This window comes from Microbacterium meiriae, assembly GCF_025143875.1.
In the GTDB taxonomy this organism is placed as follows: Bacteria; Actinomycetota; Actinomycetes; order Actinomycetales; family Microbacteriaceae; genus Microbacterium; species Microbacterium meiriae.
Genome location: NZ_JAMBDU010000025.1, coordinates 19,214 through 42,038, shown reverse-complemented (window position 1 = coordinate 42,038; position 22,825 = coordinate 19,214). Strand labels below are relative to the sequence as shown.

Annotated in this window: 24 protein-coding genes; 10 read left to right on the top strand and 14 right to left on the bottom strand. The window is 69.8% G+C overall.

Going from position 1 to position 22,825, the window contains the following annotated elements; genetic code table 11:
- Positions 1–20 precede the first annotated feature (20 nt).
- Entirely contained in the window at positions 21–767 is a 747-nt protein-coding gene (locus tag M4D53_RS14125; RefSeq protein ID WP_259954619.1) for an alpha/beta hydrolase, read from the top strand.
- Here M4D53_RS14125 and M4D53_RS14120 read toward each other — a convergent pair.
- From M4D53_RS14120 to M4D53_RS14080, 9 genes are all read right to left on the bottom strand, one after another.
- Entirely contained in the window at positions 764–1,633 is an 870-nt protein-coding gene (locus M4D53_RS14120) for a carbohydrate kinase family protein (RefSeq protein ID WP_259954618.1), read from the bottom strand. The two genes, M4D53_RS14125 and M4D53_RS14120, sit on opposite strands and share 4 nt — an antisense overlap.
- Positions 1,634–1,715: 82 nt before the next feature.
- The gene (locus M4D53_RS14115) at positions 1,716–2,831 is read right to left on the bottom strand and encodes an adenosine deaminase (RefSeq protein ID WP_187661938.1); all 1,116 of its coding nucleotides are present in this window, start codon (positions 2,829–2,831) and stop codon (positions 1,716–1,718) included.
- Positions 2,832–2,879: 48 nt separating this feature from the next.
- Positions 2,880–4,193 (bottom strand): thymidine phosphorylase, encoded by a 1,314-nt coding sequence (locus M4D53_RS14110; protein WP_187661939.1) that lies wholly within the window; start codon positions 4,191–4,193, stop codon positions 2,880–2,882.
- Positions 4,190–4,588, bottom strand: a complete 399-nt coding sequence (locus M4D53_RS14105) for a cytidine deaminase (protein ID WP_187661940.1) — start codon at positions 4,586–4,588, stop codon at positions 4,190–4,192. The genes M4D53_RS14110 and M4D53_RS14105 overlap by 4 nt, the downstream gene beginning before the upstream one ends.
- Positions 4,589–4,617: 29 nt before the next feature.
- The gene (locus M4D53_RS14100) at positions 4,618–5,901 is read right to left on the bottom strand and encodes an ABC transporter permease (RefSeq protein WP_396667033.1); all 1,284 of its coding nucleotides are present in this window, start codon (positions 5,899–5,901) and stop codon (positions 4,618–4,620) included.
- Complete coding sequence (locus M4D53_RS14095) at positions 5,901–7,208, bottom strand: ABC transporter permease (RefSeq protein ID WP_259954615.1); 1,308 nt, start codon at positions 7,206–7,208, stop codon at positions 5,901–5,903. The genes M4D53_RS14100 and M4D53_RS14095 overlap by 1 nt, the downstream gene beginning before the upstream one ends.
- Positions 7,205–8,719, bottom strand: coding sequence for an ABC transporter ATP-binding protein (locus tag M4D53_RS14090; protein WP_259954614.1), 1,515 nt, complete (start codon positions 8,717–8,719; stop codon positions 7,205–7,207). The genes M4D53_RS14095 and M4D53_RS14090 overlap by 4 nt, the downstream gene beginning before the upstream one ends.
- A gap of 105 nt (positions 8,720–8,824) precedes the next feature.
- Complete coding sequence (locus M4D53_RS14085) at positions 8,825–9,943, bottom strand: BMP family lipoprotein (RefSeq protein ID WP_187661944.1); 1,119 nt, start codon at positions 9,941–9,943, stop codon at positions 8,825–8,827.
- A 147-nt stretch (positions 9,944–10,090) separates the two neighbouring features.
- Positions 10,091–11,206 carry a mannose-1-phosphate guanylyltransferase gene (locus M4D53_RS14080; RefSeq protein ID WP_259954613.1) on the bottom strand — a complete coding sequence of 372 codons (1,116 nt, stop codon included), beginning with the start codon at positions 11,204–11,206 and terminating at the stop codon, positions 10,091–10,093.
- A gap of 165 nt (positions 11,207–11,371) precedes the next feature.
- Between M4D53_RS14080 and sdhC the strand changes: the two genes are divergently transcribed.
- The 6 genes from sdhC (at position 11,372) to M4D53_RS14050 (ending at position 17,031) form a co-directional block, all read left to right on the top strand.
- Positions 11,372–11,806, top strand: a complete 435-nt coding sequence (gene sdhC / locus M4D53_RS14075) for a succinate dehydrogenase, cytochrome b556 subunit (protein ID WP_082758508.1) — start codon at positions 11,372–11,374, stop codon at positions 11,804–11,806.
- Positions 11,806–12,246, top strand: coding sequence for a succinate dehydrogenase hydrophobic membrane anchor subunit (locus tag M4D53_RS14070; RefSeq protein ID WP_149085820.1), 441 nt, complete (start codon positions 11,806–11,808; stop codon positions 12,244–12,246). Before sdhC ends, M4D53_RS14070 begins: the two co-directional genes overlap by 1 nt.
- Before the next feature lie 19 nt (positions 12,247–12,265).
- A complete protein-coding gene (gene sdhA / locus M4D53_RS14065; RefSeq protein WP_259954611.1) occupies positions 12,266–14,092 on the top strand; it encodes a succinate dehydrogenase flavoprotein subunit in 1,827 nt (608 codons plus the stop codon).
- 2 nt (positions 14,093–14,094) lie between these two features.
- The gene (locus M4D53_RS14060) at positions 14,095–14,862 is read left to right on the top strand and encodes a succinate dehydrogenase iron-sulfur subunit (RefSeq protein ID WP_187661947.1); all 768 of its coding nucleotides are present in this window, start codon (positions 14,095–14,097) and stop codon (positions 14,860–14,862) included.
- 114 nt (positions 14,863–14,976) lie between these two features.
- Positions 14,977–16,182, top strand: coding sequence for a YhjD/YihY/BrkB family envelope integrity protein (locus M4D53_RS14055; protein ID WP_259954610.1), 1,206 nt, complete (start codon positions 14,977–14,979; stop codon positions 16,180–16,182).
- Positions 16,183–16,191: 9 nt separating this feature from the next.
- The gene (locus tag M4D53_RS14050) at positions 16,192–17,031 is read left to right on the top strand and encodes an exodeoxyribonuclease III (protein WP_259954609.1); all 840 of its coding nucleotides are present in this window, start codon (positions 16,192–16,194) and stop codon (positions 17,029–17,031) included.
- Here M4D53_RS14050 and M4D53_RS14045 read toward each other — a convergent pair.
- Positions 17,025–17,690, bottom strand: coding sequence for a DUF4166 domain-containing protein (locus M4D53_RS14045; RefSeq protein WP_259954608.1), 666 nt, complete (start codon positions 17,688–17,690; stop codon positions 17,025–17,027). The two genes, M4D53_RS14050 and M4D53_RS14045, sit on opposite strands and share 7 nt — an antisense overlap.
- A 62-nt stretch (positions 17,691–17,752) precedes the next feature.
- On the opposite strand from M4D53_RS14045, the gene trpS reads away from it, so the two are divergent.
- A complete protein-coding gene (gene trpS, locus M4D53_RS14040) occupies positions 17,753–18,757 on the top strand; it encodes a tryptophan--tRNA ligase (RefSeq protein WP_259954607.1) in 1,005 nt (334 codons plus the stop codon).
- 26 nt (positions 18,758–18,783) lie between these two features.
- Positions 18,784–19,425, top strand: a complete 642-nt coding sequence (locus tag M4D53_RS14035; protein WP_259954605.1) for a hypothetical protein — start codon at positions 18,784–18,786, stop codon at positions 19,423–19,425.
- 16 nt (positions 19,426–19,441) lie between these two features.
- Here M4D53_RS14035 and pth read toward each other — a convergent pair whose 3' ends face one another.
- Together pth and M4D53_RS14025 are read right to left on the bottom strand one after the other, a co-directional pair.
- Positions 19,442–20,023: an aminoacyl-tRNA hydrolase gene (gene pth / locus M4D53_RS14030; protein WP_187661952.1), complete on the bottom strand. Its 582-nt coding sequence runs from the start codon at positions 20,021–20,023 to the stop codon at positions 19,442–19,444.
- A gap of 96 nt (positions 20,024–20,119) precedes the next feature.
- On the bottom strand, positions 20,120–20,737 hold the full coding sequence (locus tag M4D53_RS14025; RefSeq protein WP_187661953.1) for a 50S ribosomal protein L25/general stress protein Ctc: 618 nt from the start codon (positions 20,735–20,737) through the stop codon (positions 20,120–20,122).
- A gap of 225 nt (positions 20,738–20,962) precedes the next feature.
- On the opposite strand from M4D53_RS14025, the gene M4D53_RS14020 reads away from it, so the two are divergent.
- Complete coding sequence (locus tag M4D53_RS14020; RefSeq protein WP_259954603.1) at positions 20,963–21,088, top strand: hypothetical protein; 126 nt, start codon at positions 20,963–20,965, stop codon at positions 21,086–21,088.
- Here M4D53_RS14020 and M4D53_RS14015 read toward each other — a convergent pair.
- Together M4D53_RS14015 and M4D53_RS14010 are read right to left on the bottom strand one after the other, a co-directional pair.
- Positions 21,073–21,597, bottom strand: a complete 525-nt coding sequence (locus tag M4D53_RS14015) for a gluconokinase (protein WP_187661954.1) — start codon at positions 21,595–21,597, stop codon at positions 21,073–21,075. The two genes, M4D53_RS14020 and M4D53_RS14015, sit on opposite strands and share 16 nt — an antisense overlap.
- A 17-nt stretch (positions 21,598–21,614) precedes the next feature.
- A complete protein-coding gene (locus M4D53_RS14010; RefSeq protein ID WP_259954601.1) occupies positions 21,615–22,673 on the bottom strand; it encodes a D-2-hydroxyacid dehydrogenase in 1,059 nt (352 codons plus the stop codon).
- Positions 22,674–22,825: the final 152 nt, after the last annotated feature.

Genomic DNA, 22,825 nt, shown 5'->3' with positions numbered 1-22,825 from the left:
GCCGGGGTAGCGTTGCTGCTGTGCAGAAGAAGCCCCGGCGCCGCGTCCTGAAGCGAGTCCTGTGGAGCGTGGCGATCGTCATCCTCCTCGCCATCGGCGGAGTCCTCGTCTGGAGCCAGGTCGGCGTCATGGACGCGGAGCCCGCACCGCTGACCGCCGTCCGCGAGAACCCGGCGATCACGGTGACCGATGCCGATGAGGGGATCGTCCTGGAGCCCGCGGACGGCTCCTCCGACCGGGGGCTCGTCTTCATCCCCGGCGCGAAGGTCGACCCCTGGGCCTACGCGTCGATCCTCCAGGGGCTCGCGGCGGAGGGCACCACGGTCGTGATCACGCGGCCTTGGCTCAATCTGGCGTTCTTCGATCCCCGCGGACTCGACTCGTTCACGAGCGCCGCGCCCGACGTCGGCGTCTGGGCCGTGGGCGGCCACTCCCTCGGCGGGGTGCGCGCCTGTCAACTCGCGACGGACGCCGATGCCCTCGTCCTCTTCGCCTCTTACTGCGCGACCGACCTCGCAGGCACCGACCTCCCGGTGCTGAGCGTCTCCGGCAGCGAGGATGGTCTCTCCACACCCGAGAAGATCGCGGACGCCCGCTCCGAGCTCCCCGCGGACGCCGAGTTCGTCGAGATCGACGGCGCCTCCCACGCCTCCTTCGGCGACTACGGACCCCAGTCCGGCGACGGTACCCCGACGATCGACGACGACGAGATGGACGCCGAGGTCACCGAGGTCGTCGGCGGGTTCCTGGAGCAGGTCGCGCCCTAGGCCGCCCGCGGATCCCCGAGGATCGGGTCGAGCAGCGGGTGCAGATGCCGGGTGGTCAGCACTCCGGCGGCCGAGCGTGCGCCCGCCGAGAGCGCCGACGCCAGGTCCGCGCCTCCCAGCCGCGCGTCGAGGACGCCCGCGAAGAACGCGTCGCCGGCGCCGTTGGTGTCGACGACGGTGGTCGGCACGGCGGGCACCCGGAACTCGGCACCGTCCGCCCCCACCGCGACCGCTCCCTCGGCGCCGAGCGTGCACACCGCGAACGCCGCTCCCTCCGCGACGACGGCGCGGAGGAACTCCACCGGCGCGTCCAGCCGGTCCGCGTTGCAGAAGACCGCCGTGGCTGCCGCGAGGAACGGCCGGTGGTACTCCCCGACGCCGTCGTAGTCGTGCACGTCGACCCACAGCGGCGTGCCGCTGGCCACTGCGAGCGGGAGCAGCCGTCGCGGCTCGGCGGCCAGGTCGAGGACGACGGCGTCGGCTCCAGCCATCTCCGCCGCGTGCGCCCCGTCCGCCTCCCCCGTCGTCTCCGCCGGGGTCGAGAGGTACAGCGACACCCGCTCACCGCGCGGCGTCATCAGGTTGAGGTGCCGCTCGGTGATCCCGTCCGTCCAGTGCGCGACCACTCCGGCCGCCTGCAGCGCCTCGCGGACGCGCAGCCCGTCCTCGTCCTCTCCGGCGATGCCATGCAGCACGACCGGCCGCCCCAGCGTCGTCAGGCTCAGCGCCTTGCCGGCGCTCGTGCCGCCGACCGTCTCCCAGCTCGCCTGCGCGAACTGCATGTGGGGCACGGGCTCGGGGAGCCGGTCGAGCAGGACCATCCGGTTCCACGAGGCGGGACCGGCGAGGAAGACGGAGGCGGGCATGCCCCCATCCTCGCGTCCCGCCTCCCGTTCCGGCCGTGCCGACGGGTCGTGTCGGCCGCGACGGGTCGTGTCGGCCGCCGGGTCAGGCGCCGAAGCCCTCGGCGATCATCTCGACGAGCTCCTCGCGCTCCTCGACGGGGAGGAACGCCGCAGCGGCGGCGTTGAACTGGAAGGCCTCGAGGTCGTCGAGGTCGTACTCGAACGTCTGCACGAGCAGCGCCAGCTCCCGCGTGAGGGAGGTCGCGCTCATGGTGCGGTTGTCCACGTTCACCGTCACCGCGAACCCGAGCTGGTACAGCAGGTCGAACGGATGATCGGCGAGGGTCTGCCCCCACGCCGCGACGGCTCCGGTCTGCAGGTTCGACGACGGGGAGAGCTCCAACGGGATCTCCCGATCGCGCACCCAGCGGGCGAGGTCGCCGAAGCGCACCTGCACCTCGTCGCCCTCCTGCGTGACGACCTCGAGGTCCTCCGCGATGCGCACGCCGTGTCCGAGTCGGAGCGCACGCCCGTCCAGGAGGGCGGAGCGGATCGAGGCGAGCCCGGCTGCCTCCCCCGCATGCACGGTCACCGGGAAGAAGTTCTCGGCGAGGTAGTCGAAGGCCGCGCGGTGGTCCGACGGAGGGAAGCCGTCCTCGGGGCCGGCGATGTCGAAGCCCACGGCACCCCGTCCGCGGAAGTCCACCGCGAGCTCGGCGATCTCCCGCGCCCGGTCGGTGTGCCGCATCGCGGTGAGGAGCTGGCCGACGCGGATGCTGCGGCCGTCGCGGTCGACAGCGTCCTCACCCTCCTCGATGCCCTGCTGCACCGCCTCGACGGCGTCCTCCAGCGAGAGACCGCGCGCCTGGTGCTGCTCCGGCGCCCAGCGCATCTCACCGTAGATGACTCCGTCCGCCGCGAGGTCCTGGACGAACTCTCGCGCGACGCGCGTCAGCCCCTCACGGGTCTGCATGACCGCGGTGGTGAGCTCGAACGTCTTCAGGTACTCCACCAGCGATCCCGCGTCGCTCTTCTTCGCGAACCACGAACCGAGCGCGGCAGGGTCGGATGCCGGGACCTCGAGACCGATCGCGTCGGCGAGCTCGATGATCGTGGCCGGGCGCACCGCGCCGTCCAGGTGGTCGTGCAGCGACACCTTCGGCAGACTCCGCAGGGAGACGCCCTGGATGGCGACGTCGCCGCTCGCATCGATCGACATGGGGATCCTCTCGGTCGCGGGGTGTTCGTCCAGGCTAGCGCCCGGGCCTCACGCCGTGATGCGCTCGCGGACGATCGGTCCCACGGTCGGAGCCTCGTCGCCGAGCTCCCAGGCGCCCTCGAGAGCCTCGATCGCCCGGGGGAAGCGCGCCTCGTCGGCTGCCGAGAGCGTGAACAGCGGCTGCCCCGCCGACACCCGGTCCCCCGGCTTCGCATGCAGATCGATCCCCGCCTCGAAGATCACCGGGTCCTCCGCGCGCGCACGCCCGGCGCCCAGACGCCAGGCGGCGATGCCGAAGGGAAGCGCGTCCATGCGGGTCACGACGCCGTCCGCGGGCGCCGTGACGACGTGCGTCTCCCGCGCGACCGGGAGGGCCGCGTCGGGGTCGCCGTCCTGCGCACGGATCATCGCCTTCCACGTGTCCATGGCGCGGCCGTCGTCGAGCGCTGCCTCCACGTCGGCGTCAGGCTGACCGGCGAGGGCGAGCATCTCCCTCGCGAGCGCGACGGTCAGCTCCCGGACGTCGGCGGGTCCCCCGCCGGCGAGGATCTCGACCGACTCGCGGACCTCGTTGGCGTTGCCGATCGCGCGGCCCAGGGGAACGTTCATATCGGTCAGAAGTGCCGTGGTCGCGACACCGGAGTCCGTGCCGAGCGCCACCATCGTGCGCGCGAGCTCCCGAGCCCTGTCGATGTCCTGCATGAAGGCGCCGGAACCGAACTTCACGTCCAGGACGAGAGCGTCGGTCCCCTCGGCGATCTTCTTCGACATGATGCTGGAGGCGATCAGCGGGATGGCCTCCACGGTGCCGGTGACGTCGCGGAGCGCGTAGAGCTTCTTGTCGGCGGGCGCGAGACCCGACCCCGCGGCGCAGATCACGGCCCCGACGTCGCCCTGCATCTGCGCGAACATCTCCTCGTTGCTGAGCGCAGCGCGCCAGCCGGGGATGGACTCCAGCTTGTCGAGCGTGCCGCCGGTGTGGCCGAGGCCGCGGCCGCTGAGCTGCGGCACCGCCACGCCGAACGAGGCGACGAGGGGCGCGAGCGGCAGGGTGATCTTGTCGCCCACGCCACCCGTGGAGTGCTTGTCCACGGTCTTCTTGCCGAGAGTCGCGAAGCTCATCCGCTCCCCGGAAGCGATCATCGCGTCGGTGAGCACGCGGATCTCATCGCGCTCCATGCCGCGCTGGAAGATCGCCATCGCGAAGGAGGCCATCTGCGCGTCGGACACGTAGCCGCGCGTGTAGGCGTCCACCATCCAGCGCAGGGCCGGCTCCGGGACCACGCCTCCGTCGCGCTTGGCCCGGATCACGTCGATCGCGTCGAACTGCTCGATGGCTCCCTGAGCCTGTCCCGCGGTCATCGTGCGTCCTCCAGGTCGCGCGGCCCGAACGCGTCGGGCAGCACCTCGTCGATCGTGCGGATGCCGGAGACGGTCTCCAGCAGCATGCCGGGTACCGCATGCTCGAACAGCAGCTGGCGGCACCGGCCGCACGGCATGATCGTCTCGCCGTCGTTGTTGACGCACACGAAGGCGACGAGCTGCCCGCCGCCGGACATGAACAGATCGCCCACGAGCGCGCACTCGGCGCACAGCGTGACGCCGTAGGAGGCGTTCTCGACGTTGCAGCCGGCGACGATCCGCCCGTCGCTGACGAGAGCCGCCGCTCCCACGCGGTAGCGCGAGTACGGCGCGTACGCCTTGGTCATGGCATCCGCGGCGACCTGCCGCAGCTCATCCCAGTCGATGTCCGTCATGGTTGGTGGTTCCTTCTTCCCTGCGGGTTCTACGACTTGATGTACGGCTTGCCGCTGGCGGCAGGGCCCCGGATCTGACCGGCGAATCCGGCGACCGCGAGCAGCGTGACGACGTACGGCAGCATGAGCATGAACTCGCCGGGGATCGGCGTCTTCAGGATCGAGAGCAGGTTCTGCAGGTTCGTCGCGAATCCGAAGAGCAGGGCGGCGAGCGTCGCGCGGATCGGGTCCCAGCGGCCGAAGATCACGGCGGCCAGGGCGATGAAGCCGAGACCTGCCGTCATCTCCTTGCCGAACTGCGGGACCGACACGAGCGTGAAGTACGCACCACCGATGCCGGCGATCGCGCCCGCGAGCAGCACGTTCCAGAAGCGGGTCGGGTTGACCCGGATGCCGACCGTGTCGGCCGCCTGCGGGTGCTCGCCCACCGCGCGGAGGCGCAGGCCCCACTTGGTGCGGTACAGGCCCCACGCGACGACGGCCACGGTGATGAACATGAGGTACACGATGAAGGTCTGGTTGAACAGCACCGGACCGATGATCGGGATGTCGCTCAGCACCGGGATCTCGATGCGGGAGAAGCGGACCGGGGTGTTCAGCTCGGCCTCGTTCGGGGCGAGGAGCGCTCCGTAGAGGAATCCGGTGAGCCCGGTGACGAGGACGTTGAGCACGACACCGACGATGACCTGCTCGACGAGGTACTTGATGGCGAACGCCGCCAGCACGCTCGCGACGAGCACGCCGCCGATCATGGCGCCGATCAGGCCGACGAAAGCGTTGCCGGTGATGCTGGACAGCAGCGCCGCCGAGAAGGCGCCGAGGAGCAGCTGCCCCTCGATGGCCACGTTGACGACACCGGCCCGTTCGCCGATGACGCCGCCGAGCGCGCCGAACACGAGCGGCACCGACAGCGACACGGCGCCGAACAGCAGGCTCGTGACGGGGACGAGGCCCCCGGCTGCGGCCCAGACCAGGAACGCGAAGACCGCGAGCACGCCGTAGACCACCATGAGCCAGATCGACGGGGCGCGGTACGTCCACGCCCGGAGGAACGCTGCGACCGTGAGGACGACGAGCACGGCGAAGACGACCCAGAAGGTCGGCGCGGTGGGCAGCTCCACGTCGGGGAGCTCGAAGGCCGACGTGCGGTCGCCGAGGCGGAAGGTGCTGGTGCCGCTGCGCGGCACGGCGAGGAAGAGCACGGCCAGCAGCGCGGTGACGATCGCGAGGCTGATCGGTGCCTTGAGGTGACGCTCCCGGACGGTGGCGAGCTGCACCGTGCCGTCGGCGGCTTCGGTCTGCACGAGCGACATCATGCCGTCACCGCCTTCTTCGCGGCCTTGGCTCTCGCCTTCGCCGCCTTCTCTGCGTCGGACTTGGGGAGGAAGAACACCGTGCGCAGCAGCGGCGGCGCGGCGATGAACAGCACGACGAGCGACTGCACGACGAGCACGATGTCGACGGGGATGTCCTGCGCCTGCATCGAGAACGAGCCCGCCTTGAGGGCACCGAACAGGATCCCGGCCGCGAAGGTCCCCCACGCGCGGCTGCGTCCGAGGAGGGCGACCGTGATGGCGTCGAAGCCGATGCCGGCGTCGATGGTCTCGGTGACGCCGGTGGTGACGGCGCCCTGGAGCTGGTTCATGCCGGCGAGGCCGGCGAGGGCACCCGCGAAGAGCATCGCGTAGACGTAGACGCGCTTGACGCTGATGCCCGCGGCGCGAGCGGCGTGCGGGTTCTCCCCCACCGCGCGCATGCGCATGCCCAGCGAGGAGCGCTCGATGAGCCACCACACGAACACCGTCGCGATGACCACGATGACGAAGCCGAGGTCCAGAAGCGGGAACTGCGGGCCGAGCAGGGTCGGGAACTGCGCGCTCTCGGGCGTCGCAGAACCCAGCGCCTGATTGGTCCCCGGCTTCTGCAGGAGCCCCGGCGTGCGGATCATCCACAGCAGCAGGTAGTACGCGATGTAGTTGAGCATGATCGTGAGGATCACCTCGTGCGCGCCCGTGCGTGCCTTGATGAGACCGGCGATGCCGCCCCAGAGCGCACCGCCGGCGATACCGGCCAGCAGGGTGACGGGCAGGTGGAACCAGATCGGCAGGTCGAGGTTGAACGTCAGCAGGGCCGCGACCGCGACGCCGACGAGCATCTGACCGCGGGCACCGATGTTGAACAGGCCGACGCGGAAGGCGAGCGCGACGCCCAGACCGGCGGCGATCAGCGGAGCCGCGAAGCCCAGCGTGTTCGTCAGCGGTCGGATCTGCGCGGCGAAGTCGGCGCCGCGGGCGTTGAAGATCGCTCCGCGGAACAGCGCCTCGTAGCCGTTGTAGACCGCGTTCCATGCCGCGACGAACGTGTCGCTCGGCTTGGCGAAGAAGTATCCGGAGGCCTGCTGCACGTCTTCGTTTGTGAAAGCGATGAGGATGCCGCCGACGATGAGCGCGAGGACGATCGCCAGGATCGTCGTGACCGCACTCCCGCGGAGGATCTCCTTGAGGACGGCGTTGCCGCGCGGGGGCGGGGGCACCTCGTCCGCCAGGCCCGTGCTGGGCGGGAGCTGCTCGGGGGGCAGCCCCTTCGTGACGTCTCCTGCACCCGGTGTCGCGCCGCTCACGCGGTCACCTCCGCATCGGCCGCTCCGGCCATCATGAGTCCGAGTGTCTCCCGGGGCGTGTCACCGGGGACGATGCCGACGATGGTGCCGCGGTACATGACCGCGATCCGGTCGGCGAGGGCGGCGACCTCGTCGAGCTCGGTCGAGACGACGATCACGGGGATGCCCGCGTCCCGCGTCTCGATGATGCGCTTGTGGATGAACTCGATCGAGCCCACGTCGACCCCGCGCGTCGGCTGGGCCGCGACGAAGAGCCGCAGTTCCCGGCTCATCTCGCGCGCGATCACGACCTTCTGCTGGTTGCCTCCGGAGAGGGTTCCCGCGGGGGTGTCCGGGCCCTGCGTGCGGATGTCGTATTCCGCGATGCGCTTCTTGGCGAAGTCCTCCAGGGCGCCGCGACGCAGCGTCCCGGCCCGGCTGAAGGCGGGATCGTCGGAGCGGTCGAGGATGAGGTTCTCGGCGACCGAGAATCCGGCGACGAGGCCGTCCTCGGTACGGTCCTCCGGCACGAACCCGACACCGGCGTCGAGGATGCCGCGGACGCTCTTGCCCACGAGCTCGGTACCGTCGAGGATGATGTTCCCCTCGACGCGTGCGGCGAGGCCGACGATGGCCTCGACGAGCTCGGTCTGGCCGTTGCCCTGCACACCGGCGATGGCGAGGACCTCACCGGGGCGGACCGTGAAGTCGACGTCGTCCACGACGATGGCTCCGGTCGAGGTGAGCACCCGGAGGTTGCGGACCTCCAGGCCGCCTTCGCCGAGGCGGGGCGCCTCCTTATGCACGGTCAGCTCGACCGCGCGGCCGACCATGAGCGAGGCCAGCTCGGCGTTGGTGGCGGTCGGCGAGGCCTCCCCCACCACTCGTCCGAGCCGGACGATCGTGATGCGGTCGGCGACCTCGCGCACCTCGCGCAGCTTGTGCGTGATGAACACGATCGCGGTGCCCTCGTCCCGGAGCTGGCGCATGATGGCCATGAGCTCGTCGGTCTCCTGCGGCGTCAGCACCGCGGTGGGCTCGTCGAAGACGAGGACCTTGGCGTCGCGGGACAGCGCCTTGATGATCTCGACGCGCTGCTGCACACCGACGGGCAGGTCGCCGACGACGGCGTCCGGATCGATGTCGAACCCGAACCGCGCCGCGACCGCGCGCACGTGCTCGCGCGCCTTCGCGATGTCGAGCGTGCCGAGGCCCTTGGTCTGCTCGTGACCGAGCATGACGTTCTCGGCCACCGTGAACACCGGCACGAGCATGAAGTGCTGGTGCACCATGCCGATGCCCGCGGCCATCGCGTCTCCGGGGCCGCGGAAGTGCTGCACGACGTCGTCGAGGAGGATCTCGCCCTCGTCGGCCTGATACAGGCCGTAGAGCACGTTCATCAGCGTCGACTTGCCTGCACCGTTCTCGCCGAGGAGAGCGTGGATCTGACCGGGTTCGACCACGAGATCGATGTGGTCGTTCGCCACGAGGCTGCCGAATCGCTTGGTGATGCCGCGAAGTTCGAGCTTCATATCTGCACCTTATCCAGAAGAGTCACCGAGGAGAATCGTCGCCGCCCACAGTGCGGGGCGAGTGGCAGCCTGCGCCACTCGCCCCGTGCTGGGTACGGCTCCGACTCAGCGGGTGGGAGAGTTCTCGGACTCCACCGTGATGTCGCCGGAGATGATCTGCTCCTGGAGAGCGGACAGCTCGTCCGTGAGGCCCTCGGGCAGGTCCGCCTCGAAGTCGCCGAAGCCGGAGAGCTTCACGCCCTCGTTCTCGAGCGTGCCGATGTAGGGCTCCGGATCGAACTCGCCGGCGGCGGCCGCGAGCGTCGCGTCGCGGACGGCCACGTCGATGGCCTTCATGATGGAGACGAGCGTGATGTCGGCGACGCTGGGGTCGGCGACGGCGAGGTCGCTGTCGACACCGAGCATCAGCGTGTCCTTGCCGCTGTCGTTGATCGCCGCTGCGGCGCTCTGGTAGACCGGGCCGCCGACGGGGAGGATGACGTCGACACCCTGGTCGAGCACGCCCTGGGCGGTCTGCTTGGCCGTGTCGTTGGCGTCGAAGCCGCCCGTGAAGGAGCCCTTCTGGGTGGCGGCGTCCCAACCGAAGACCTGGACGTCGGCCGACTTGTCCTCGTTGTACTTCTCGACACCGAGCTGGTAGCCGTCCATGAAGACGGCGACCGACGGGATCTGCATGCCGCCGAAGGTGCCGACCTTGTTCACGCCGGCCTCTGCGGACCAGGCGGCCGCGGCGTAGCCGCCGAGGTAGGCAGCCTGAGCGGTGTCGAAGACGAGGGGCTTGATGTTCGGCGCGTCGGTGGTGCCGTCGAAGTCGTTGTCAGCCCAGTCGTCGATGATCGCGTAGTCGATCTCGGGGTTCGCGAGCGCGGACTCGACCGTGGCTGCGGACAGCTTGAAGCCGACCGAGACGATGAGCGAGCAGCCCTCGGAGACGGCGGTCTCGAGGTTCGGCGCGTAGTCGTTGTCGTTGGCGGACTCGAACTCCAGCGGCTTGATGCCGAGCTCGTCGGCGGCGCTGTCCATGCCCTCCTTGGCCGACTGGTTGAACGACTTGTCGTTCCAGCCGCCGGCGTCGGAGATGAGGCACGGCTTGAAGTCGGAGTCGACGGGGGCGGATCCGCCCTCGGACTCGTCGGTCGGCGCCTGACCGCAGCCGGCAAGAGCGAAGACGACACCGGCGGCGACCGTCGCGCCGAGCAGCTTCTTGGTGGTGGAGATGGTCACGGATGCCTCCCTCAACGAACCCGCGGCCATCGCGGATCGATCAAAGTTACCTAGTGTTTCGACGTTCGTGCACGTCGGCCCCGGGCGGCCGGGCCAATGGTTACAAAGCTGAAATCAACCCTGCCGATGAGCACGGAGCGCTGCTCATCAGAGCACGTCGCCCTGGCCGTTGAGTTTGAGCGACTCCACCACGCCCTTCACCCGCTGCGCGTTCTCGACCGTCGTGACCAGGAGCGCGTCGGGGGTGTCGACCACGACGATGTCCTGCACCCCCACCAGGCTGATCACGCGGGTGGTCTGGCTGACGAGGATGCCGCTGGCCGCGTCGGTCAGCACCCGGGCGCGGGGCCCGAGGACGGCGAGGTCGTTCTTGCGGCCGTTCGTGATGAGCTTCGTCAGCGACGCGAAGTCCCCCACGTCGTCCCAGTCGAAGTGCCCGGGGACCACGGCGAGACGCCCGCGCCGCGCCGCCGGCTCCGCGACGGCGTAGTCGATCGCGATCTTCTTCAGCCGTGGCCAGATGCGGTCGACGGCGGGCCCGCGGAGCTCCCGGTCGTCCCAGGCCTCGGCGAGTTCGAGAAGACCGGCGTGCAGGTCGGGCTCGTTGGCCGCGAGCTCGTCCAGCAGGACGCTCGCCTTCGCGATGAACATGCCCGCGTTCCACAGGTAGGTGCGCTCGGCGAGGTAGGCCCTGGCCGTCTCCAGATCCGGCTTCTCGACGAAGCTCTCGACGAGGGCCGCCTCCCTGGCGCGCTCCACGACCAGCTCCGGCCCCTTCTTGATGTAGCCGAAGCCGACCGCCGGCTCGGTCGGCGCGATGCCGATCGTGCAGATGTAGCCCTCCCTGGCGACCTCGACGGCGTCGCGGACGGCGAACTCGAAGACCCGCGTGCCCCGGATGACGTGGTCCGCGCTGAACGAGCCGATGATCACGTCCGGGTTGCGCCGATGCAGCACGGCCGCGGCCAGCCCGATCGCCGCCGCGGACTCGCGGGGCTCGGATTCCAGGAAGACGTTGAGGTCGGCGATGCCGGGCAGCTCCGCCTCCACCGCAGCTCGGTGGGCGCGGCCGGTGACCACCGCGATCCGGTCCGGTCCGGCGAGCGGCTCCAGCCGGTCCCACGTATCGCGCAGCAGCGAATGGCCGGAGCCGGTGAGGTCGTGCAGGAACTTCGGGGCGTCCGCGCGGGACAGCGGCCACAGCCGACTGCCGATGCCACCGGCGGGGATGACCGCATAGAAGTCTTCGATCGGCTCGCTCATGCAGGCCAGCGTAGCGGCGGGTTCGACTTAGGCTCCCCTTCGTCGCCCGCGGCGTCCGCACGGGAATAGGATGGACTCCGATCGGGCGTGCCTGACCCTCCTCCAGGCCAGATGTGGACGAAGCAGCGCACGCGACCGAAACACATCGATCCAGGGAGGACGACCGTGTCCACAAGCGCTCGCTTGACACCGTCGATTTCGGAAACCACGTCCAAGACCCCCCGCGGCACCCTCTACCGGGGTCGCGAAGGCATGTGGTCGTGGGTGCTTCACCGCATCACCGGAGTCGCCATCTTCTTCTTCCTGTTGGTGCACGTGCTCGACACGGCGCTGATCAGGGTCTCGCCGGAGGCGTACGACGCGGTCATCGGCACATACAAGAACCCGGTCATGGCGATCGGCGAGGTCGTGCTCGTGGCGGGCATCGTGTTCCACGCCATGAACGGCCTGCGCATCATCGCCGTCGACTTCTGGTCGAAGGGCGCCAAGTACCAGCGCCAGCTGTTCTGGGGCGTGCTGCTCGTGTGGGGCATCATCATGGCCGGCTTCGTGCCGCGTCACCTGATGCTCGCGTTCGCCGGCTTCGGAGGAGGACACTGATGAGCGCGCAGACCGTCGCCGCTCCCGCCCGCCGTCAGCGCGGCATCAACCTCGAGAAGTGGGGCTGGGTCTTCATGCGCGTCTCGGGCGTCGTGCTCGTCGTGCTGATCTTCGGCCACCTCTTCGTCAACCTCATGGTCGGCGAGGGCATCCACGCCCTCGACTTCGCCTTCATCGCCGGCAAGTTCGCCACGCCGTTCTGGCAGTGGTGGGACGTGCTGATGCTCTGGCTCGCCCTCATCCACGGCGCCAACGGCATGCGCACGATCGTGAACGACTACGTGACCAACCCCACCGCGCGCAAGGCGCTCGTCTGGGCCCTCGGCCTGGCCGCGGGCCTGCTCATCCTCCTCGGCACCCTGGTCGTCTTCACGTTCGACCCGTGCCTGGGTGTGACCGAGTCGAGCACGCTGTGGGAGACCTGCCAGGCGCAGGGCTAGAAGAAGAGGCAAACGAGAAGTGACTACCCAGACGCAGGATTCCGTCGTCCGTGACGGCGTGCACTACCACCAGTTCGACATCGTCATCGTGGGCGCCGGCGGCGCCGGCATGCGGGCGGCCATCGAGGCCGGCCCCGGCGCGAAGACGGCCGTGATCTCCAAGCTGTACCCCACGCGCTCGCACACCGGTGCCGCGCAGGGCGGCATGGCGGCGGCCCTCGCGAACGTCGAGGAGGACTCCTGGGAGTGGCACACCTTCGACACCGTGAAGGGCGGCGACTACCTCGTCGACCAGGACGCGGCGGAGATCCTCGCGAAGGAGGCCATCGACGCGGTCATCGACCTCGAGAACATGGGCCTCCCCTTCAACCGCACCCCTGAGGGCAAGATCGACCAGCGCCGCTTCGGCGGCCACACGGCCGAGCACGGCAAGACCCCGGTCCGACGCGCGTGCTACGCCGCCGACCGCACCGGCCACATGATCCTGCAGACGCTGTTCCAGAACTGCGTCAAGCTCGGCATCAACTTCTTCAACGAGTTCTACGTGCTCGACCTCATCACCGTGAAGGACGCGGCGGGGGCGACGCAGGTCGCCGGCGTCGTCGCGTACGACCTCGCCACGGGCGAGCTGCACGTCTTCCAGTCCAAGGCCGTGATCTTCGCGACCGGCGGCTTCGGCAAGATCTTCAAGACGACCTCCAACGCGCACACGCTCACCGGCGACGGCGTGGGCATCGTCTGGCGCAAGGGCCTCCCCCTCGAGGACCTCGAGTTCTTCCAGTTCCACCCGACCGGTCTCGCCGGCCTCGGCATCCTCCTCACCGAGGGCGCCCGCGGTGAGGGCGCGATCCTCCGCAACGCCTCCGGTGAGCGGTTCATGGAGCGCTACGCCCCCACCATCAAGGACCTGGCGCCCCGAGACATCGTCGCGCGCTGCATGGTCCAGGAGGTCGCCGAGGGCCGCGGCGCCGGTCCCCACAAGGACTACGTGCTGCTGGACTGCACGCACCTGGGCGCCGAGGTGCTCGAGACCAAGCTCCCGGACATCACCGAGTTCGCCCGCACGTACCTGGGCGTCGACCCGGTCGTCGAGCCGGTGCCCGTCATGCCGACCGCGCACTACGCCATGGGCGGCATCCCCACGAACAACAACGGCGAGGTGCTCGCGGACAACGACACCGTCGTCCCCGGCCTCTACGCCGCCGGTGAGTGCGCCTGCGTCTCGGTGCATGGCGCCAACCGTCTCGGCACGAACTCGCTGCTCGACATCAACGTGTTCGGCAAGCGGTCGGGTCGCAACGCGGTGGAGTACGTCAAGACGGCGGACTTCGTCCCGCTTCCGGAGAACCCCGCGGCGTTCGTCTCCGACATGCTCGAGGGCCTGCGCAACAACCAGGGCACCGAGCGGATCGCCGTACTGCGCAAGACGCTGCAGGACGAGATGGACAAGGGCGCGCAGGTGTTCCGCACGCACGAATCCCTCCAGCACGTCCTCGGCGTGATCGCCGAGCTCCGTGAGCGCTACAAGAACGTGCACGTCGACGACAAGGGCCACCGGTTCAACACCGACCTGCTCGAGGCGGTCGAGCTGGGCTTCCTGCTCGACATCGCCGAGGTCGTCGTCTACGCCGCACAGAACCGCGAGGAGAGCCGCGGCGGCCACATGCGCGACGACTTCCCGAAGCGCGACGACGAGAACTACATGAAGCACACCATGGCGTACCTCACGGGCGACCCGCACTCCTCCGACCCGAGCGACCACATCAAGCTCGACTGGAAGCCCGTCGTCTTCACCAAGAACGACAAGGGCGAGTTCAACTACCCGCCGATGGAGAGGAAGTACTGAGCATGTCCAACGCCCTCGCCGAGGCCCCGGCAGACACGACGGAAGAGACCGGGATCCAGTCCTTCATCGTCACCTTCAACATCCGTCGGTTCGACCCGGAGATCGACGCCGAGCCGCACTGGGTCGACTACGACGTGGAGCTCTACTCCACCGACCGCGTCCTCGACGCCCTGCACAAGATCAAGTGGGAGGTCGACGGCTCGCTCACCTTCCGGCGCTCCTGCGCCCACGGCATCTGCGGCTCCGACGCCATGCGCATCAACGGCCGCAACCGCCTGGCGTGCAAGACGCTGATCAAGGACCTCGACATCTCGAAGCCGATCTACGTCGAGGCCATCAAGGGCCTGCCGCTGGAGAAGGACCTCGTCGTCGACATGGAGCCGTTCTTCGCGTCGTACCGCGAGGTGCAGCCGTTCCTCGTCGCGAACTCCGTGCCGGAGAAGGGCAAGGAGCGCACGCAGTCCATCGCCGACCGCGAGATCTTCGACGACACCACCAAGTGCATCCTCTGCGCCGCGTGCACCTCGTCATGCCCGGTGTTCTGGACCGACGGACAGTACTTCGGCCCGGCGGCCATCGTCAACGCGCATCGCTTCATCTTCGACTCGCGTGACGACAACGCTGCGGTCCGCCTCGACATCCTCAACGACAAGGAAGGCGTCTGGCGCTGCCGCACGACCTTCAACTGCTCCGAGGCGTGCCCCCGCGGCATCGAGGTCACCAAGGCCATCGCCGAGGTCAAGCAGGCGGTCCTCCGCGGCCGTCCCTGACGCGCCGACACAGGCATTCACGCGAGAACAGGCGGTCCCGGACGGGGCCGCCTGTTCTCGCGTCTGTGCCTGTTCTCGCGGAAGGGCGTGATCGGTCTTGGGTAGGGTGGGGGCGTGTCCGAGCCCGGTTCGGCGACCGATGGTCGCCTCGATGCCGCGGTCGAGCGCGCGACCGCGCTGACGCGGCGGACCCTCGGTCTTTTCCCGGTGCGGGTGTGGCGTCACTTCCTGCAACACAACGGCTTCCTGCTCGCCGCCGGGGTGAGCTACCAGGCGCTGTTCGCCATCTTCGCCGCGGTCTACCTCGCGTTCGCCATCACAGGGCTCTGGCTCGGCGGCAGCGAGGAGGCCGTGAACGGGCTCATCGACATCATCAACAACTACATCCCGAACCTCATCCTCGACGAGGGCGGCGTCTTCACGCCCGCACAGGTGCAGGAGATCGCGTCGAACACCACCGGGTTCCTCGGAATCACCGGCCTCATCGCGCTCGGCACGGTCATCTGGACGGCGATCGGCTGGGTGACCTTCTCCCGGCGAGCCGTGCGGGACATCTTCGGCCTCGAGCCCGACCGCCGCAGCTACCTCCTCCTCAAAGCGCGCGACCTCCTCGCCGCCCTCATCTTCGGTGTCTCGCTGATCCTCGGCTCCGCCCTCAGCTCGGCCAGCGCCGCCGTGCTGAGCTGGGTGCTCTCGCTCCTCGGCTGGGACGCGGGATCGGACGGCCTCAACCTCGGCATCCGGATCGGCACGGTGCTCGTGTCGTTCGTCCTGCTGACGGGGGCGCTGGCGGCGATGGTGCGCTTCCTCACCGGCACCTCGCTGCACTGGAGCACCATCTGGCCGGGCGCCCTCCTCGGCGGCGCGGCCATGACGGTGCTGCAGTTCGGGGTCGGGTTCCTCCTGAGCTACACGCCGTCCAATCCCCTGCTGGCGACCTTCGCGATCTTCGTCGGGCTGCTGCTGTGGTTCCGGGTGAACGGGGTGGTCATGCTCGTCGCCGCCTCCTGGATCGCCGTCGCTGCCCAGGACCGCGACCTCCCGCTCCTGCTGCCGACGGAGGCCGAGCGGCGGGTGGCGGAGCACGCCACCCTGCTCGCGGCGGCACGGATCCGATTGCGCGACGCCCGAGCCGCGCAAGACGAGGCCCCGTGGTATCGGAGCTGGGCGGCCGGGCACGCCGTCCGCGAGGCGGAGGACGAGGTCGCGCGACTGGAGGCCTCTGCTCCCCCGCCCGCACCCCCGACCTCCCCTCTCGCGCAGCGCCTGCTCTCCGAGCTCGATCACCGTCAGAACCGCGATGTCGGCGGTGCTCGTTAGGCTGGAGGAATGCCTCACCTGCGTATCGCCTCGGTCAATGTCAACGGGATCCGGGCGGCCGCCCGCAACGGGATGAGCACGTGGCTGGACGCCGCCGACATCGACATCCTCACCCTTCAGGAGGTGCGCGGGCAGGACGAGCACATCGAGGCCGCCCTCCCCGGCTGGACCTTCGTCCACGACGAGGCCACGGCCAAGGGGCGAGCGGGCGTCGCGATCGCCAGCCGCCTCCCCGCGCTCGCCTCCCGGGCGGACTTCGGCCCGGAGGACTTCGACTCCAAGGGGCGCTGGATCGAGGCCGACTTCCTGATCGGCGACCGTCCGCTCACCGTCGTCAGCGCCTACGTGCACTCCGGCGAGGCCGACACCCCGAAGCAGGATGAGAAGTGGAAGTTCCTCGACGCGTTCGAAGCGCGACTCGCGAGCCTGAACACCGACGGCGCCCTCGCCCTCGTCACCGGCGACCTCAACGTGGGGCACCGCGAGCTCGACATCAAGAACTGGCGCGGCAACCGCACCAAGGCCGGCTTCCTGCCGCGTGAGCGCGCCTACTTCGATCGCTTCCTCGGTGAGGCCGGGACCCCGGTCACCGGCGTCGACGGCTCGGTCGGCACCGGCCTGGGCTGGGTGGACGTCGGCCGCCGCTTCCACGGCGAGGTGGACGGGCCGTACACGTGGTGGTCCATGCGCGGGAAGGCCTTCGACAACGACTCGGGATGGCGCATCGACTACCACCTGGCCACGCCCGCTCTCGCCGAGCGCGTCCAGGCGTACCACGTGGCGCGTGCGGCCGCGTACGACCAGCGCTGGAGCGACCACGCGCCGGTCGTCGTCGACTACACCTACTGACCCGGGTCGGGCTGCTCGGAGGGCGACGGCTCCGACTCCCGATACCATCCGCGGTACTCCAGGACGGTGCCGAGCAGCGGGTTCACGGCACGCATATCGATCGTGCGCCGGCGGTGCTCCGCGTCCCAGCCGTCGATCAGGTCCACGCGCACGCCGAGCGGACCGGGCAGCGCGAACCGCCGACCGCACAGCCGCAGCGCGACTCGGATGGTGCGCATCCGCAGGAAGCCCTCCGCCGTCACACTGCACTCCTCGATGAGCTCCACGCGGCCTCGGGCACCGAGGAGATTCCGGACCAGTCCCGGCCGCACGCTCACCGTGAGCCGGTCGACGATCCGCGCGGTCCGTCCGGGGAAACGGAACTCGCGGATGGAGTCGAGCGTCGCGCGGCCGGTCTCTGTGCGCCCCGAGGCCGTGCGGAGCACGAACGGGACATCTCGTCCCGATGTCGGCACCAGAAGACCCGGCCCGACGATCGGACGCACGAGACCGGCTGCGCGACCGAAGCGGCTCCCCGCGACGGCGAACACCCCCTCCGCGTGCCCCGCCGCGACGGGAGCGCGATACTGCGCGAGGATCTCCGGGTGCAGACGCTCGGCGTCCGCGCCCAACGCGTCGAGGAACACCTGTCCCCGCGTCGGAGGCGCACCGCTCGTCATGACGTCAGCGTAAGGGATCGGCGGGCGCAGGGGTCCGCCGCGCGGACGCATAGGATTGACGGGTGAACAAGCCTCGTCTCTACTCCGGAATGCAGCCCTCCGCCGACTCCCTCCAGATCGGCAACTACATCGGCGCACTCCTGCAGTGGCGGGAGCTCCAGACCTCGTACGACGCGTTCTTCTCCGTCGTCGACCTGCACGCCCTCACGGTCGCCCAGAACCCGGCCGAGCTCCGCGAGAAGACCCGCCGTACCGCCGCGCAGTACATCGCGGCGGGCATCGAGCCCTCGCAGTCGACGCTGTACGTGCAGTCGCACGTGCGTGCGCACGCCGAGCTCGCCTGGATCCTCAGCACGATCACCGGCTTCGGCGAGGCCGGACGGATGACCCAGTTCAAGGACAAGTCGGCCCGCTACGGCGCCGATGCGACCAGCGTCGGCCTCTTCACCTACCCGGTGCTCATGGCCGCCGACATCCTGCTCTACCAGACGGACGTCGTGCCGGTCGGCGACGACCAGAAGCAGCACGTCGAGCTCACCCGCGACCTCGCGGAGCGCTTCAACTCGCGGTTCGGCGAGACCTTCACGGTGCCGGTCCCGGTCATCCAGAAGGAGACGGCGCGCATCTACGACCTGCAGAATCCGACGGCCAAGATGTCGAAGTCGGCCGAGAGCGATGCCGGCGTGCTGTGGATGCTTGACGACCCGGCGAAGTCGGCGAAGAAGATCATGCGCGCGGTGACCGACAACGAGGGCACCGTGCGGTTCGATCGCGAGGCCAAGCCGGGCGTCTCGAACCTCCTGACCATCTACGCCGCGCTGAGCGGACGCCAGATCCCCGCGATCGAGGACGAGTACGCGGGTCGCGGGTACGGCGACTTCAAGAAGGGCCTCGCCGAGGTCGTCGTGGAGGAGTTCGCTCCGGTGCGCGACCGTGCGCTCGAACTCCTCGACGACCCGGCCGAGCTCGACCGGATCCTCGCCGAGAACGCCGCCCGCGCCGATGCCGTGGCCGATCGGACGCTGTCCGACGTGTACGACCGCGTCGGACTGCTGCGCCGGGTCTGAGCCGCGCGCCACCCTAGGATGACATCGTGACCGATCCGCAGCTGCCCCCTCCGTCCGGCGCCGTTCCGCCCGCCCCTCCGGCGGCCTCGGTCCCGCAGGACTCGGTCTCCGGTGCGATCCCGCCGCCCGCGTACGCGTCCGTACCGCCGAGGGCTCCGGCACCGTACCCGCCGACCGGCGGATACGGCCAGCCGGCACCCCCGGCTGCGCCTCCGGGGGCGTATCAGGTGCCCGTGGGCGGCTATGCGGCACCGTCCGGCACGTACACGGCGCCCGACGCCGCGCCGAAGCCCTCGGGGTTCCTCGGCCTGCTCGCCCTCGGTCTCTCGATCCTCGCGGCCGTCGTCATGCCGATCATCGGCGGCGTCAGCGCGTTCGAGGTGGGCCGCCGCATCCCGCAGGGCATCAGCGGCTCCTCGGGAGATCTCGGGTTCCTGTCCCCCGCGCGTGATCAGGTGCTGTGGACGGAGCTGTCGTTCTGGGCCGGCACGGTGTTCGGCATCGCCGCGATCGTGCTCGGCATCATCGCGATCCGCCGGAAGCAGGGACGTGGAGCGGGCATCGCCGCGCTGATCGTCGCCGTCCTCGGCGCAGTCATCTTCTTCGTCGCCGTGTTCACGGCCTTCGCCGTCGGCGGCGCCGCGGGATACGCCACCTTCACCACCTGACCCCGCGGGGCGCCGGTCAGCGCGGTGCGTGATGCTTCTGCTGCGCGGCGAGCAGGCCTTCCCCGACGAGGAGCTCGACGGCGTCCGCGGCGTCACCCACGAGCAGGGGAAGGTTCGCACGCTCGTCCTTGCCGAACGGGGAGAGCACCCAGTCGGCAGGATCCTGGCGCCCCGCCGGTCGGCCGATGCCGACCCGCACCCGCGGGAAGTCCGGGCTCGTGAGGGCCCGCGCGATGTCACGCACGCCGTTGTGCCCGCCGTGCCCTCCTCCGGTCTTGAGCTTGACCGTGTCGAACGGGATGTCGAGCTCGTCGTGCACGACGACCACGTGGTCGAGAGGGACGGAGTAGAACCGGGCGAGCGCTGCGACAGGGGTTCCCGAGACGTTCATGAACGTGTTCGGCTTGGCGAGCACGAGCTTGTCGGCACCGGGCCGAAGCCAGGTCTCGACGACGCGCGCGCCCCCCTTGTGCTCCCGGAAGCTCTCTCCGCGGCGGGCCGCGAGCTCATCGACGACCATCTGGCCGATGTTGTGGCGGGTCGCCTCATAGCGGGGTCCCGGATTGCCGAGACCGACCACGAGCCAGGTGGCTGCCATTCCTCGTCCTCTCTCGCCGGAGCCGTCACCCCGGTCAGGATACGACGGAGGGGACGCGATCCGATCGCGTCCCCTCCGTGATGAAGCAGGCGGAGATCACTCCGCGGCGGCCTCCTCGGACGCCTCGGCGGCACCCTCGGCGGACTCGCCCTCGGTCTCCTCGTCCTCGACCGGAGCGGCCGGGACGGAGATCGCGACCACGAGGACCTCGGCGTCGGTGAGGAGCGTCGAGCCCTTCGGGAGGGTGACGTCGGCGGCGGTGATGTGCGCGCCCTCCTCGAGACCCTCGACCGAGACCTCGATGTTCTCGGGGATGTGGGTGGCCTCCGCCTCGACCTGGATGGTCGTGGCATCGAGGTTGACGATGGTGCCGGGGGCCGACTCACCGGTGACGACGACGGGGACGTCGATGGCGACCTTCTCGCCCTTCTTCACGACCAGGAGGTCGATGTGCTCGATGATCTGGTGCACCGGGTCCTTCTGCACGTCCTTGACGAGCGCGAGCTGCGAGGTGCCCTCGATGTCGAGGTCGAGCAGCGCGTTGGCGCGACGGATGATCAGGGAGACCTGGTGGCCGGGCAACGCGACGTGCACGGGCTCGGTGCCGTGGCCGTAGATGACCGCGGGGATCTTGCCGGCGGCGCGCAGACGACGGGCGAAGCCCTTGCCGAAGCTGCTGCGCAGCTCGGCGTGGACCGTGGTGTCTTCAGACATGAGGTTCTCCTTCGGGGCACGCAGCGAAGGCGCCGCGCGGTGGTCTTGGAATTGTGGACTCGAACGCGGACGCGTGAGGAAAGCCACCGGGCTTGCTTCGCCGCGTCGATCACGGACGCCCGCGCACGCGCAGAAGCGTCCCTCGCCGAGGTACGCCTCCATGGTACCGGATGACCCGATAGGCTGAGGACACCGGTCCCCACTGCAGAAATTCGGAGTACCCCCATGCTCGACGGCGCCTTCCTCTCCCACGTCCTCCTCTGGCTGATCGGCGCCATGTCGGTGTGCGCGGCCGTCGCCACGGGTGCGGCTCTCTTCTCCCTCGGCCGCTCGGGCTACCGCAAGGACTGAGGCTCCCCCGGCGTTCCCGTCTCCGCGGCGAGCGCCTTCCGGATCGCCGCCACCTCCTGCACCAGCGGGAGCGCGGCATCGACCCGGACGCCGGGCTCGTCGCCCGTCAGCGGTTCCCACGCGTCGAGCTGGGAATCGAGCAGCGAGGCCGGCATGAAGTGGTCAGGCCGTCCACCCAGTCGCCGGGCGAGCGTCTCCCGTGCCACGCCGAGCTCGACGAAGAAGGCGTCCGGCGCCTCCGCCCTGATGGCATCCCGGTAGCGCCGCCGCAGCGCGGAACAGGCGACGACGATGTGCGTCTCGGCGGCGAGCGTCCGTCCGACCACCCGCAGCCAGGGCATCCGGTCCTCGTCATCGAGGGCGATCCCCGCTGCCATCTTCTCGACGTTGGTCAGCGGATGCAGATCGTCACCGTCCATGAAGCGCGCCTCGAGGCTCTCCGCCAGCGCCGCACCGACCGTCGATTTCCCGGATCCGCTCGGCCCCATCACGACGATGCGCACGCTCATGCCTGCTGCATCCCGATTCAGTAGAACTCGACCGTGTCGACCACTGCGCGCAGCTCCCGACCGTCGAGCAGGCGGGTGGCGTTCTCGGCGAACCGCCGCGCGATGCGCTCCTCCTCCTTCGAGCTGAGCGCCGCGGTGTGCGGGCTGACGAGCACGCGCGGGTGCGCCCACAGCGGGGACTCGGCGGGCAGCGGCTCCTGCTCGAAGACATCCAGCCCGGCGAAGCCGACGCGGCCGTCGTCGAGGGCGGAGAGCAGCGCCGCCTCATCGACCACGCTCCCGCGCCCGACGTTGGTGAGGATGACCCCGGGCTTCACTGCCCGCAGAAGCTCCTCGCCGATGAGGTGTCTGGTCTGCTCCGTGCCCGGAAGCGTGACGACGATCGCGTCGACCTCCCCCACCGCGTCCACGAGGTCGTCCAGCGCGATGAGGCGATCGACGCCCTCGACCGGACGACCGGAGCGAGTGGTCCCCCACACGCGGGCGCCGAGAGCGTGGAAACGGCGGGCGCACTCCGCGCCGATGCCGCCGAGTCCCACCACGAGCACGGTCATCTCGTCGACCTGGCGCATCTCCCACCGCTCGGGCCAGATCCGCTGATCCTGATCGGTCCGCAGGCGCGGAAGGTCCTTCGCCCCGGCGAGCACCGCGAAGAGGGCGAACTCGGCGAGCGTGCCGCCGTGGACGCCGGCGCTGGTGGTGAAGACGATGCGGTCGAGGTCGGCGCGGTCGAGTTCCGCGGCCTTGACCGTGCTGCCGCCGCCCGCCGCCGTGGTCATGACCCACCGCAGCCGCGGGTTCGCAGAGACCGTCCGCGCCAGTGCGTCGGGGTCGACGTCGGGGATGCCGAAGAGCACGTCAGCGGAGTCGACGAGGGCTTCGAACGCGCGCTGCTGCTCCGGCGTGCGGGTGAAGTCGGGGTCGCCCGACCAGTCGGCCGGACCGCGCATGGGAGGCACCAGTGCGGCGTCGTGGATGACCTCGAGCCGCGGCTCGAGCTCCTCGATGAGCCCGCACAGCTCCTCCGTCAACGGCACCGCGACGACGGCGCGGACCTTCTTCTCGGACTCCGTCACGACCGACTCCCTCCAGCTCCTGTGCTCCCTTCAGCGTAGAGGTCCGGAGCCTCCGGGCCGCCCGACGTCGCGGACGATGACGGTGATGCGTCATCGGGTGCGCCTCCATCCGGCGCACAGCGATACGCTGAAGACAACCCTTCTTCACGATC